The following is a 13,009-nucleotide window of genomic DNA, read 5'->3' on the forward strand; positions in this document are numbered from 1 at the left end:
GTTATTTTTTTAAATGAACCAATAGAACAGAAATATCAGCTGGAGATACTCCAGATATTCGACTTGCCTGGCCCAAAGTTTCGGGCAGCTGTTGGCTTAGTTTTTCTCTTGATTCAGCAGACATGGCAGATAGTTTTCTGTAATTGAATTTATCCGGGATTCTTAAATTATCCATTTCTTTTAATTTGTCTGCCAGTGTTCTTTCCTTTTCGAGATAATGGTCGTATTTGATTAATATTTCAGATTGTTCTATGACTTCTATCGGGTAGGTATTAATAAGACGGTTGACAGAATTATTTTTTTCACCAAGACTATTCAAATCAATATTTGGTCTTTTAACTAGTTTTTCCAGATTGGTCTTTTCTTTGATTTCAGCAGAACTTAAATCTTTTAGTACCTGATTAATTTCATTAGGACTCAGTTTCGTATTTTTAATCTCCGCCAATAACTCCTCTACCCATTTATTTTTGTCTTCTACGTTTTTCATTCTTATTTTGTCGGCGAGACCTAGCTGATATCCAATGGGTGTAAGTCTTATGTCGGCATTGTCCTGTCTTAGTAAAAGACGATATTCGGCTCTTGAGGTAAACATTCTATAGGGTTCCTCGGTCCCTTTATTAATTAGGTCATCAATAAGAACTCCCATATAAGCTTCTGATCGGCTTAATGTGAACGCTTCCTTGTTATTTAATTTCAAATGAGCATTGACCCCGGCTATTAAGCCCTGACAGGCCGCCTCTTCATACCCGGTGGTACCATTAATTTGTCCTGCAAAAAAGAGGTTATTAATTATTTTTGTTTCCAGGGTGGATTTAAGTTGTGTAGGCTGAAAAAAATCGTATTCTATAGCATAGCCGGGCCTGAACATTTTTGCTTTTTCAAAACCGGGTATCATGCTGATTGATCTAAATTGTACATCTTCCGGCAAAGAAGTTGAAAATCCATTGACATAAACTTCTACTGTCTTCCATCCTTCCGGCTCTACAAATATTTGATGTCGATCCCTTTCAGAAAAACGATTTATTTTATCCTCAATCGATGGACAATACCTTGGGCCTATACCTTTAATTCTACCATTAAACATAGGTGACTTCTCAAAACCTTCGCTCAATATTTCGTGTACTTCAGGATTAGTATAAGTTATATGACATGAGCGCTGTTCGGATAAAGGTTTTGTGTCTGAATAGGAAAATTTTGAAGGTGCCAAATCACCCTTTTGTTCTTCCATTTTGGAGTAATCCAGGCTGCGGCCATCAACGCGGGGCGGAGTACCCGTCTTCATACGTCCGGCTGAAAAGCCTAATTCCACAAGTTCTTCTGTAATTCCTCTCGAGGCTCTTTCTCCAGCTCGTCCCCCACCAAATTGTTTTTCACCAATATGAATCACACCATTTAAAAAAGTGCCACTGGTAACAATAACTGTTTTAGATCGAATTTCCAGACCCATGCCGGTCTTTACACCCTTGACCTCTTCTCCTTTTATAATAAAACCCGAAACCATTTCCTGCCACATATCTATGTTAGGGTTATTTTCTAAGGCTAGTCGCCAATGTTCCGCAAACTTCATTCTATCATTTTGGGTTCGGGGTGACCACATGGCAGGACCCTTTGATTTGTTCAACATCCTAAACTGAATCATGGATAAATCAGAAATAATCCCGGACATTCCACCCAGGGCATCAATTTCTCGTACAATTTGTCCTTTTGCCACTCCCCCCATAGCTGGGTTACAAGACATATGAGCAATGGTATTCATGTTCATTGTTATAAGCATGACCTTCGAACCCATTTTCGCCGCTGCATGCGCCGCCTCACAACCCGCATGCCCGGCCCCCACTACAATTACATCATATTCTTGAAACATCAGATATATACTCATTATGTTTCACATGAAACAATTCTTAACGGACAGTATTGTTCCACGTGGAACGCTTAAAAATCACGCAAAGATAAACAGCTATCCTCTTTTTTCCTCATCTCCTGTTTCTCATCCTTGCTGCTGTCATTATAACCTAAAAGGTGTAATATACCGTGAACAAGAACTCTGTGAAATTCGTTTGAAAACTCTTTTTCTAAAGACGCTGCATTTTCCCTAACTCTGTCAACGCTGATAAAAATGTCGGCTTCCATAGGCTCCGGAAGTTCAGAACAAGGAAAAGTAATAATATCGGTGTAATAGTCGTGGTTTAGATAACGGCGGTTTATTTCCAATAAGTAATTATCCGAACATATAATATAATTGATATTCCCTGCAGAGGCGTTTTCCTTATCAAGGACTTCCAAAAGCCAGGTTTTAATTCGCTTAGTATTTTGGACTCTAAACGAACAGTCTTCATAAAAAAAGTGAATTGGAATATTATTCGTCAAAATAGAAAACCATTTCTACCTCATTTCCTTCAGTAGAGAAGTTAACTTCATCACAGAGGTGCTTCATCAAGAAAATTCCTCTGCCGCTGACCTTTTCAATATTTTCAGGATTGGTAGGATCAGGAATGTGATGATAATCAAATCCATGACCTTCGTCCTTTACTTTAAACTTCAAAAGACTATCATCGTAGTCCAGTGATAGCACTACTTTTTTGTTTTTGTCAAGATTATTACCGTGAACTATGGCATTATTAACAGACTCCGTTACAGAAACCATAATGTTACCATAAATGTCATCGTTAAAATTTAGCTTCAGTTTTGCATTATCAATGAAACTTTCAACGATTCTTATGTTATCGATAATTGATGGGAATTCGATAGACATAGAGTTCATTTTACACCTGTTAAATAATTTATCAATATAAAGCTATTCATATATTTTTTCAAAATATTCATTTACCTGCTCTCTGTAGTAGGAGTTAAGAAATGGTGAAATAGTCTTTAATAATTCTGTTTGTTTTTCTTTTTCTCTAAAGTATTTTTCCAAATCCGGCGGCCTTACTAATTCCTTCTCTTCAGCTGTTTGCGACTCCCTGGTTGGGTCTAGTTGTTGTTCTCTTTGTGCTTTTTCAGACTCCAGAAGTCGTGTAAGAATATCTTCCTGTCTTTGCAGTAATTCCTGTGTTAATCTTTTATGTACTAAATCTTTTTCAGATTCTTCCATAATCTTTTCAAGATCTTTGAGTTTCTTTTGCGCATTTTCGTCCAATTGTGTTTCACCACTGCCCATTCCTTCAAGCATTTGCCTGAGTTCTTCCTGTTCTCGTGCCAGTTCTGCAAGACTTTCAGAGAGTTCTCTGCCTTGTTTTCCGCTTTGTTTTAACTCTCTAATTTTCTGATTTAGAGACTGTTGAAGCATTGACATCGAAGGTTTACCCCCTTTTTTAGGTTTATTGCACATTTGTTCTCCCGACATTTGCGAAGCCATTTGTTCTTGCATCTGCTTCAACACATCATTGAGCATTAGAGCAAGATTATTAATAGATGTCATAGCGAACTGCTGTTTGCCGGCAGCAAGGCCATTTTTTCGATCTTTAATTGCTTCGAGAGCATCTTCCATATTTTCATTCATTTCATTGACCTCTCTGGTTACAAAAGACTCAATTTGAAATACCCTTTTTGCAAGAGCAAGCAGACTATCTTCTATTACTATTGCATCGTCTTTCAATTTTAACTGTTCCTGTCCTAGTTCTACGTATCTGGGGTCAGATTGGTTAACCTTTTTAAACTCATTCATTAAATCTTCCTGTTCAAACGAAAGGGTAATTAGGTTTTCTAGAATTTGACGTAAATTATTCATGTCTTCCATCAAAGACTGTGAAGACATATTCATCATAAATTCTGACATCTTTTTGGCCAGACCATCCATTTTCTGAGATGATTTTTTCTGAGTTTCACTGGCTTTGGAGTTTTTGTTTTTATCCAATTGTTCCGAGCTCTCCTTCAGCGACTCTTCAATATCGTTTTGTTCGCTTTCTGTGTCTTCCATGTTATTGGGACTTTCCATACTTTCATCGAGCTTTTTAATATCATTCAGCTCTTCTTTTAATTTTTCAAATTCTTTATTGATCTTTTCTTGTTGTTTTTGTAGCTCACTGTTTTTCAGCGATTTATCTTCTGTCTTCTCGGCTAAATCTTTCTGTTCTTCAGATAATTCCTCAAGCTTTTCTATGGCGCTGTTCATTCTGTCTTCAAACTGCAGCTGTTTGAATAGCTCAATGGCTCGATCCAACTCTTTCTCCAGATTGTAACTTTTGTTTTCCAAATCCTCCAATTTATTTTGAATCTGCTGATTATCACCTTTTTCTTCTAAAAGTTTTTGTAGCTCTTTAAGCAAGTCTTTGGTTTCTTCGTCCAGGATTTCATTCATCAAGTCTTTTAAGGATTCGGTTTTTTTCTGAATATTTTCATTGCTATCTTCAAAACGTTTTTTGGTTTTTGTGTTTTTATCGAGTTGACTATTGAGTTTTTCTAATTCCTTTTTTAGGGCTTCATGTTTTTTTAATGCCTGATCGATCTTGTTTTTATCTTTCCACTCAAGTGATTTTTTAGATTTTGTTTCATCCATTATTTCTTTGAGCTCTTTATTTAATTTTTTAGCTTCCTCTTGAATAGCGGACATCTCACCTTGAAGTGATTTTGAGTTTTCTCGCAATTCATTTTTTATATCATCTTCAGAAGGCACATTTATTAAAAATGTTTTGGAATTGGTCTTTTTAGGACCACTAAAGCCATCGTTATCAACAACTTGCAAAAAATATTCTAGTCGATGTCCGCTTTTAAGATCGATGTTTTTTAAATCCCAGTTATATAAAAAGTTCTGTTTCTTGAGCTTTGCACTTAATTCAATTGGAATTGAACCCTGGTTTAGTATGCTTCGATTTTGATCAAACACATTGTAATATATCTTCAAATTGCTAATACCATAATCATCAAAAACATTGCCACCTACAGCGACAAAATTAAAGAGTGTGCTGTCATAAACCTGACTGGCAGTAATTCCCGGATAAGCATCGGGTATTGCTTCAACTTTATATCCTAATATTTCTCTTTTCAAACCTTGTTCACTCTCAAGAGAGATGGTGTAGTCAAAAGAACTTTTTACTAATTTTTCATAGGACCATTGATTTTTAAGAATTGGAACACCTTTAACTTCTAAATCATTATTTACCTGAAAATCAATAGTTTTAGATTCTTGTGTCTGCAGTAACCATTTAATAGTAGTCCCTTCGGGAACACTTAGGTCACCTATGTTTTTTAAACTTTGATTAACAAGGCCTGTATGTTTTGGATATTTAATTAAAAGCTCAAATGAAGCGAGCTCGGGCCTTGCTAAAACTATAATTGTGAATGTTTCACTTAAAAATCCACCGGCAGAAATTTGGAAGGGTTCATTGCTTTGTATTTTTCTCCATGTATAACCAAATGAGCCGTCCGGGTTTTTCTTCATCCTTGTCCTTCTATTGCCATTGCTAATAAAGGATGATTCGGGTATTAAATTGCCACTAAAGGCTATTTTCAATTCAAAGTCTTCGTTTTTGAATGATTTTAAATCTTCATTTAATATTTCAATTTCATAAGGTGCCGTAGGAACATACTCTTTATTATAATTGATTAATCGCTCTGTGCTTTCACTGAATAGCTCGGGAATAAAAAATGCTATTATTCCCAAAAACATAACCGGAACCAAAAAATATTTTAAAAAGCGTTTATTTTCAGAAAATTTGATTGCCCTGGGAAACTTATACCATTTTAACTCTTCTGTCCTTTGAGCAATACTTGCTAGAATTAAATCGCTGTTTGATGTGTTTAATTCATGTAATTGTAAGGCATTGAGTAGTTTATCCTGAATTTCCGGAAAGGCCTGTCCTATTTGTTTAGCAGCCTGCTCATCTGAAAGCCCTTTTGAAGTATAAATTAATTTCCAAAGAGGGAAACCTACCATTTGAATTAATGCACCAAAAACTGTTGCAATAAAAAGAAAGAGAAAGACTCCTCTTAGCAAGGTTGAAAAATGGCCGAAATACTCTAAGCTGGTGATAAAAAGGAAGAGCAAAATAGAAAAGCCAGAAAAAAGAAGCGAGCCACGTATGAGGGCATTGAGAAAGTATTTTCTTTTGTACTCTCTGAGTTGTGCACTAATTCTATTAAAACCTCCCTTGCTTGACATAATTGCCCTTTAAACTAAAATTACAATTTAGATCTCTCTAAAGTTTCAGGTTTTACAAAATAAACTTCGCTGAAGTTACGATATTGCATTGGGTTGTTGGGAAAGTTTTTTATGTATGGCTGTAAAAGCCTATACCCTTCATCGTACCACAATACAATCACAGGACACGATTGTATGATTATTCTTTCTGCACTTAAAAACAATTCATTGGCATTTTTTAAGTCAACACTTTGTGAAGCCAATTCATACAACTGGTCAAAAGCTTTGTTTTCATATCTTATAAAATTTGGATAGACCCCATCCTCTTTTAAATGTTTACCATAAAAAAGGGTCAGAAAGCTTTTAGGACTTGGAAAATCCGCTAACCACGCAATTTTATAAAAGCCAGCCGTCCCGTCAATTATTTTTTCCTGCAAAACAGCCAGAGGAACGATTTCCAGTTTTAGCTCGATGTTCAAAACTTTTTTTAACTGATTTTTTATTGCAACAGCAATGTGAGTATTTCTGGAGCCATCCGAATTTAGCCAAAGAGTAATGGGTTTTGAAGTTAAAACATCTTTAAAGCCCGATTTATTAAAATAATATTGGGCTGAATCCTTATTAAATTTATAGCCTCTAAGCGTTTCATTTTTGTAGTTTTCAAAACAAGGAGGTGTAATTCCAAAATTGCCCGGAGCATAAGCCTCGCCTTGCAAAGCCAAATCCAATATGTCTTCCCTGTTTACTGCAAATGAAATTGCTTTTCTTAAATCCTGATTTTTATAAATTTCATTTTTGTTATTAAAACCAAGAAAATGAGTCATCATTTCCGGACTTTGTTGCAATTGATATTTCGAAAAATCTCCCCCACTTATTTCATACCGGTCTTCTAATATTTCTTTGAAATAATCTTTGTTAAGTCGATAAACCATATCAAGATTGCCGTCTAGAAATAATTGCAATTCACTTTTTTTATTTTGAATGAAACTGATCTCTACTTGGTTTAAAAAGGGCAATTTATTATCATAAACATCTTTACCGTGATATTTAGGGTTTTTACTAAAGACAATAGAAGAGCCTTCATTGACCTTAGTCAAATAAAAAGCACCTGTCCCCACGATGTGTTTGGAAAGGTCTAATCCGTATTTGTGAAAAGCCTCCGGGGGATAAATAAATAGTTCCTGCCGGGCTAATTTCTGAAGAAATAATACATCCGGTTTTTCAAGTGTAATTTGAAAATGCAGGTCATCAAAAACCTTAAAACCCTCTAGCACCCCACTAAAATCTTGATTATCAGAGTTTTGAAAAAAATCGTCGGAGCCTTTGATGGTTCCCAGTAATATGCTTGATCCAGTGTTATATGAGCTTTTCGTTAATAAGTTTTCTAAACAAAAACGTATATCTTCAGAGTTTAACACCCGTCCAACCCCATTTTCAAAGACAGGGTCATCATGAAAATAGACACTGTCTTTTAGAACAAATGAATACACTCTTCCAGTGCTGTCTATGTTATAGTCACTTACAAGGCATGGTTCGATTTCTAAATTGGATTGGTTAAATTTAAATAACCCCTCATAAGCCAGAGAAGCAACCCTGGCCGAAACAACATCTTTGATACTAGGCGGATATAATGATTTTACATATTCAGTTTCGTTCAGATTGAATACGCCTCCATAAAACCGGCCACCTTTAGTCTGGATTAATTGATTATCAGAAACTTCTTCAGTTTCGTTTTTCGTAGAGTCACATGCCCACAAAAATAAGATAAGAAAAAGGGCAATAGCACTTGGCTTCATATATAATTAGTTTACCCGAAATGTAATCAGCAATATCAAAAGTATGAGATTTAGTTGAGTTCTAAAAGTACCGGACAGTGATCAGAGTGCATGGCCTTACTTAAAATAGCAGCATTCTTCAAGCGAGCCTTCATTTGTGAGGACGCCATGTTATAGTCTATTCTCCAGCCGAGGTTTTTGCTTCGCGCATTCGCTCTGTAGCTCCACCAGGAATAATTATGCGGTTCTTTATTAAAAAAACGAAAACTATCAATAAATCCCAGTCCAAGAAAATCACTAAGCCACTGCCTTTCTTCAGGTAAAAAGCCTGAACTTCTGGCATTTGCTTTTGGGTTATGAATGTCTATTTCAGTGTGACAGATATTGAAGTCACCACAAATAAGCAGATGTGGAATTTCATCTTTTAAGGATTTGGCATATTTCAAAAACTCGGCCAGCCAATACATTTTATAATCCTGTCTTTCATTACCGCTGCTCCCGGATGGAATATAAAGCGACATAACGGAAACATTATCAAAATCGGCTCTAATGACCCGACCCTCCTGGTCATAGTCCCCAATACCACATCCAATTTCTACATGATTTGGCTTTATTTTCGAAAGAATGGCAACTCCTGAATAACCCTTTTTTTCAGCTTCATGCCAATAAATGTGATATCCAAGATTTTCAAAAAGGCTGAGTTCTCCCTGAACCTGTGCTTTATGCGCTTTGACTTCCTGCAAACATAAAACATCCGGATCCGCAGACTTAAGCCATGATAAAAAGCCTTTTTTTAGAGCGGCTCTAATTCCGTTTACATTATATGTGATGATTTTCATTTAAAATATTCTTTGAAATAAAGTATTGCATTTTGTTTTAGAAGCAATTCCTGCTCCTTAACAGTAAATCGTGGTATTGACCCTGCTTTTTCCCAATGTGGCCAGCCATCATCATCAATACCGGTTAATATATAATAGTTATTTAAGCTCAATAGTTTGCATGTTGCAATATGTAATAGGTCTTGTTTCTGTTCCTTGCTAAAATTTAACGGGCCTTTCCCAAGTTCCTGAACTCCGATTAAAAAGAGAACAGCATTTAAGTCAGCAGGCTTTTTTCCAATAATAGATTCAATCCTTTTGATTAATAAATTCCATTCTTTTTCCAATTCATCCATTAGCAAATGTGTAAAGAGCCATTGCGAATATATAAACAGTAAGACAAGAAATTGAGGAATTGCAGAAATTAGCCCACCATGAAATTATTGGAGTCTTTCACAAGCTATTACGAAGGGTTTTTGGATGTTGTTTATCCGAGAAACTGCACTATATGCCAGACGGCATTGCATAAGAGCGAATACCAACTGTGTATTAAATGTCAACTGTTATTACCCATAATAAACCGGAAAGGACCGGAGATCAATGAGTTCAAATCACGATTTTGGGGAAGAGTAAAGGTTAAGCAATGTTATGCCTACTTGCGTTATGATAAATCATTTAGTATAAAAAAAATACTAATGGAGATTAAATACAAGAGGAATAAAGAATTAGCAGAATTTTTCGGAAAATGCATGGGTGAATGCTTTTTAGAAAATTATTCGGTCTCTTTTGACTCTATCATTCCGGTACCCCTGCACCCTAAAAAAGAAAAATTAAGAGGATTTAACCAGAGTGAAATAATTGCGAAAGGATTTTCGGAAAGTATTGGAGTAAACCTTGATACACAATCGGTAATTCGAGTAAAAAACACTAAAACCCAAACTAAAATGGATCGAAAAGAGCGCTGGGAAAATGTAAAAACGATCTTTTCGGTTGTAGATCAGGAACAAATTAAAGATAAAAAGATAGTCCTTTTGGATGACGTTGTGACAACAGGCTCTACCCTGGAGTCCCTTTCTGAAACTGTTTTAATGGCAGGAGCGTCTGAAATAAACTTTGCTGTTTTGGCCATTGCTATTTGACCGCAACTTCAGCTCGATCCATGCCAATCAAAATTGGTTCATTGTATCTACCTTCTTCATCCTTAAGCTCCAGGTTTAAAACACCTCTTGGACAGACGGAAGAGCAAACACCACAACCGACACAAGAAGAGCGGATAATATTTTGACCGCGTTGTGCGTACCATCGCACATCGATTCCCATTTCACAATAAGTGCTGCAATTGCCGCAGGAAATACATTGTCCGCCATTCGTTGTTATTCTGAACCGCGATTTGAATTTCTGAACAATACCGAGGTAGGCCGCCAGGGGACAACCAAATCGACACCAAACCCGGTTACCCATAAGAGGATAAAACCCGGTTCCAACTACTCCGGCAAAGCCTGCACCAATCCAGGCACCATAGGTTTCTCTGATAGAATATGAATTAAATCCCAGAAGCTCTGATTCACCGGTAAAAAAAGTATAAAGTACTGCCGCAGTCATTATTACAGCAAAAACCAATACCCCATGAATCATATAACGTTCAATTTGCCATGAACGAAGTGATTTATCTGAAAGCTGTCTGTATGGATCCCCAAGAGTTTCTGCTAATCCACCGCATCCGCAAACCCAGGAACAATACCATCTTTTGCCAAAAAAGAAAACAAAAACGGGAACAGCGATTATGATTAATGCAATGCCCCAAAAAAGCATGAATAGACCTAAAGCACCACTTTCAATCAATACATTTAACTCATTGCCAAAGAAAAAGTCATAATCTAAAGGCCATATATTCTTAAAATCAAAATACGGTTTGTTTAATCGCAAAAGAATTTCCGGAATAAGAAAAGCAAATGCAGTTTGAAAAAACATCACAGAGATAGTTCTAATTATTTGGTACCTGCTGTGCCGGTATTTTATGATCATTCTAATACCCATTATCAAAATACACAGGGTATAGATAAATCCATAGAGAAAAAACCTGCCCGCATCAGCGTTTTTAATAAACTGACTGATTGGGTCAACCATAATAATCCATGAAGTCATATATTCGGGAAAGTAATAAAGGAAGATATAAAACAGGATTAAAAAGGAGCCGGTTAATACGCCTAACCAGCCAACATTGCTCATCGCCCGGTGAAAAATGTGATTATTTTTTATGCCGGGATGGGAGTCTAATTTAGGCAATATGTATAAAACTGCACCTATGATGCACAAACCATAAGTTAGAATTATAAATAGTAGAGGACTAGAGCTTACAGGCCCATTGTTGGAAGCTTTACTTAAAGAATATAATAAACTTTTTCTGCTGTACTTATCAATGCCATATTCTTTTGTGACCTTGTATTTTTCAATATTTTGAATGACACCTTCAATGTCCTCTTTAAGTTTGCCGATATTTGAATACTCTCTTTGATCTAACCAGGAACCATATTCTCTGAAGCTTTCTTTTTTGTATTCTTTTTCAGGATCATTTTCCAATGCGAGATCAAGACTTTTTTGAAGACTAAAAACTATTTTTTCATTGTTTTTATAAGGCGATATTAGTTTTTCCAGCTGATCTTTATTGAAACCAAATTTTAAAAGAATTTCATTATTTGATTTTTCAATAGATGATGAAAGTTTTGATACAAATTGAAAAGGGGAAGTTATTTTTTGGTTGAGAAAATTCTTGCTTGAATTAAGCATGGCTTCCAGTGCAGGTTTAGAAGGCGCATTATCAATTATTATATTTTTATCAATTTTATAATAACCTAGAAAAAAGCTGCTTAAGAAAAGGGAAAACCCTATTAAGAACAATACAAGCCCGCTTATTTTTATCGCTTTTATCATTTAAAATCCGATTTTTTCCAGAAAGCGCTTTTTGCGTTTGATTTCCACACGATGCTTGGAATATGTTTTGTTAAACACATCTACCAGTTCTGTTTCGTATGCATTGAAAAACTCGGGATCAAAGTTTGCGCTTTGTATGTTTTCAAGAACATATCGTACAGTCTTATGCTCCCTTAGCCATTTATCCCATACTTCATGTCGGTGACGGATGCCAAAAATATTGAAACCTTTTACGACCAAGGAATTTTTGTCAAACACCAAATGCATGCATTTTGTGCCGTCTTCATGTTCCCAATAAATACCCTTTTCATTTTCGTCATAGTCAGGCAAAACCATTCCATAAGTTTGGTATTCGACATCAAAAAATTTTGCGGAATTAAACCAGGGCCCCGGCTGATAGGGTTTTTTTATATTACATATGTTCATGGCCAAAGTTTCACCATGCATTCTTCCTGTGTACCATACCTGCTCTATGGGCCTTCTTCCCTTTGGAGGTTCAATAAACTGAGCGCAATCTCCAACAGCGTAAACCTCTTCAATATTTGTCTGGAAATAATTATCGACAAGAATACCTTTGTCGGTACTTAGATCCGTGTTTTTTAAGAAATCAATATTCGGGGATACACCAGCCGTGAGCCCAACAAAGCCACATTCTATTATTTCACCTTTATCTGTTTTAACGGCTTTGCATTTTCCCTTTTCATCTGGAATTATTTTAGTAAGATTTGTATTTAGGCGAAGGTCAATTCCATGATGTATAATATGGCGATTAATCATCGCCGACTCAGCAGCAGGCAAGACGTTGTTCCAAAAGCTTTCTTCTCTTACGAGGAAGCAAACATCAATATTTCTTGTTTTGAACATCTCTGCCATTTCAATTCCTATTAATCCACCACCCACAATAACCGCTTTATTTAAACCTTTGGAGTAGTACTCCATGGATTCAAGATCCTGATAACTGTATAAACCCTGAACCCCCTTCAGATCTTGTCCGGGCCAACCAAACTTATTCGGCTTACTGCCTAAAGCAAGCACCAACTTATCATACTTGATCTGTGAATTATTTCTTAGACTAAGACTTTTCTCTTCAAAATTGATTTGGTCAACATGTGAGTAGATAAGGTCTATTCGATTTTTAGACCAAAACCAGTCCTCATAGGGTTTGGTGTTTTCAAATTTCATATGACCCATATAAATATACATGAGGGCCGTTCTGGAAAAAAAATGTTCCGTTTCCGAAGAAATTATTGTGATTTTTTTATCGCTATGTTTTCGAATAAACCTTGCTGTAGTTACACCAGCTATTCCATTGCCTATAATTACAACATGCTCCATTCTTTTAGCTTTGTATTAACAATTATATTTCTATTGTAATTTAGATATTGTCAAAGTTTAGACAAATCATCAGT

Annotated in this window: 10 protein-coding genes; 1 reads left to right on the forward strand and 9 read right to left on the reverse strand. The window is 36.0% G+C overall.

What is annotated here, in order from left to right; all coding sequences use genetic code 11:
- Nucleotide 1 precedes the first annotated feature (1 nt).
- The 7 genes from mnmG to HZR84_07760 form a co-directional block, all read right to left on the reverse strand.
- On the reverse strand, nucleotides 2–1,864 hold the full coding sequence (gene mnmG / locus HZR84_07730) for a tRNA uridine-5-carboxymethylaminomethyl(34) synthesis enzyme MnmG (GenBank protein ID QNL23215.1): 1,863 nt from the start codon (nucleotides 1,862–1,864) through the stop codon (nucleotides 2–4).
- A gap of 68 nt (nucleotides 1,865–1,932) precedes the next feature.
- Nucleotides 1,933–2,355: an rRNA maturation RNase YbeY gene (gene ybeY, locus HZR84_07735; GenBank protein QNL23216.1), complete on the reverse strand. Its 423-nt coding sequence runs from the start codon at nucleotides 2,353–2,355 to the stop codon at nucleotides 1,933–1,935.
- Nucleotide 2,356: 1 nt separating this feature from the next.
- Nucleotides 2,357–2,761: an ATP-binding protein gene (locus HZR84_07740; protein ID QNL21831.1), complete on the reverse strand. Its 405-nt coding sequence runs from the start codon at nucleotides 2,759–2,761 to the stop codon at nucleotides 2,357–2,359.
- Nucleotides 2,762–2,794: 33 nt separating this feature from the next.
- Nucleotides 2,795–6,097 (reverse strand): hypothetical protein, encoded by a 3,303-nt coding sequence (locus HZR84_07745; protein ID QNL21832.1) that lies wholly within the window; start codon nucleotides 6,095–6,097, stop codon nucleotides 2,795–2,797.
- Between the two features lie 20 nt (nucleotides 6,098–6,117).
- Complete coding sequence (locus tag HZR84_07750) at nucleotides 6,118–7,872, reverse strand: ABC transporter substrate-binding protein (protein QNL21833.1); 1,755 nt, start codon at nucleotides 7,870–7,872, stop codon at nucleotides 6,118–6,120.
- A 50-nt stretch (nucleotides 7,873–7,922) separates the two neighbouring features.
- Entirely contained in the window at nucleotides 7,923–8,690 is a 768-nt protein-coding gene (gene xth / locus HZR84_07755; GenBank protein QNL21834.1) for an exodeoxyribonuclease III, read from the reverse strand.
- Nucleotides 8,687–9,025 carry a hypothetical protein gene (locus tag HZR84_07760; GenBank protein QNL21835.1) on the reverse strand — a complete coding sequence of 113 codons (339 nt, stop codon included), beginning with the start codon at nucleotides 9,023–9,025 and terminating at the stop codon, nucleotides 8,687–8,689. The genes xth and HZR84_07760 overlap by 4 nt, the downstream gene beginning before the upstream one ends.
- Nucleotides 9,026–9,103: 78 nt before the next feature.
- On the opposite strand from HZR84_07760, the gene HZR84_07765 reads away from it, so the two are divergent.
- The gene (locus HZR84_07765) at nucleotides 9,104–9,808 is read left to right on the forward strand and encodes a ComF family protein (protein QNL21836.1); all 705 of its coding nucleotides are present in this window, start codon (nucleotides 9,104–9,106) and stop codon (nucleotides 9,806–9,808) included.
- On the opposite strand, the gene HZR84_07770 is transcribed toward HZR84_07765, so the two are convergent.
- On the reverse strand, nucleotides 9,801–11,600 hold the full coding sequence (locus HZR84_07770; protein QNL21837.1) for a 4Fe-4S binding protein: 1,800 nt from the start codon (nucleotides 11,598–11,600) through the stop codon (nucleotides 9,801–9,803). The genes HZR84_07765 and HZR84_07770 overlap by 8 nt on opposite strands.
- Nucleotides 11,601–12,935, reverse strand: a complete 1,335-nt coding sequence (locus HZR84_07775; GenBank protein QNL21838.1) for an NAD(P)/FAD-dependent oxidoreductase — start codon at nucleotides 12,933–12,935, stop codon at nucleotides 11,601–11,603.
- Nucleotides 12,936–13,009 lie beyond the last annotated feature (74 nt).

This window comes from Hyphobacterium sp. CCMP332, from assembly GCA_014323545.1.
GTDB lineage: Bacteria > Bacteroidota > Bacteroidia > Cytophagales > CCMP332 > CCMP332.

Excerpts from the sequence above, each read along its gene's own strand:
- HZR84_07740 (QNL21831.1), bottom strand. The coding sequence starts at position 2,761 with ATGAACTCTATGTCTATCGAATTCCCATCAATTATCGATAACATAAGA.
- HZR84_07765 (QNL21836.1), top strand. The coding sequence starts at position 9,104 with ATGAAATTATTGGAGTCTTTCACAAGCTATTACGAAGGGTTTTTGGAT.
- mnmG (QNL23215.1), bottom strand. The coding sequence starts at position 1,864 with ATGTTTCAAGAATATGATGTAATTGTAGTGGGGGCCGGGCATGCGGGT.
- HZR84_07760 (QNL21835.1), bottom strand. The coding sequence starts at position 9,025 with ATGGATGAATTGGAAAAAGAATGGAATTTATTAATCAAAAGGATTGAA.
- HZR84_07770 (QNL21837.1), bottom strand. The coding sequence starts at position 11,600 with ATGATAAAAGCGATAAAAATAAGCGGGCTTGTATTGTTCTTAATAGGG.
- HZR84_07750 (QNL21833.1), bottom strand. The coding sequence starts at position 7,872 with ATGAAGCCAAGTGCTATTGCCCTTTTTCTTATCTTATTTTTGTGGGCA.
- HZR84_07745 (QNL21832.1), bottom strand. The coding sequence starts at position 6,097 with ATGTCAAGCAAGGGAGGTTTTAATAGAATTAGTGCACAACTCAGAGAG.
- xth (QNL21834.1), bottom strand. The coding sequence starts at position 8,690 with ATGAAAATCATCACATATAATGTAAACGGAATTAGAGCCGCTCTAAAA.
- HZR84_07775 (QNL21838.1), bottom strand. The coding sequence starts at position 12,935 with ATGGAGCATGTTGTAATTATAGGCAATGGAATAGCTGGTGTAACTACA.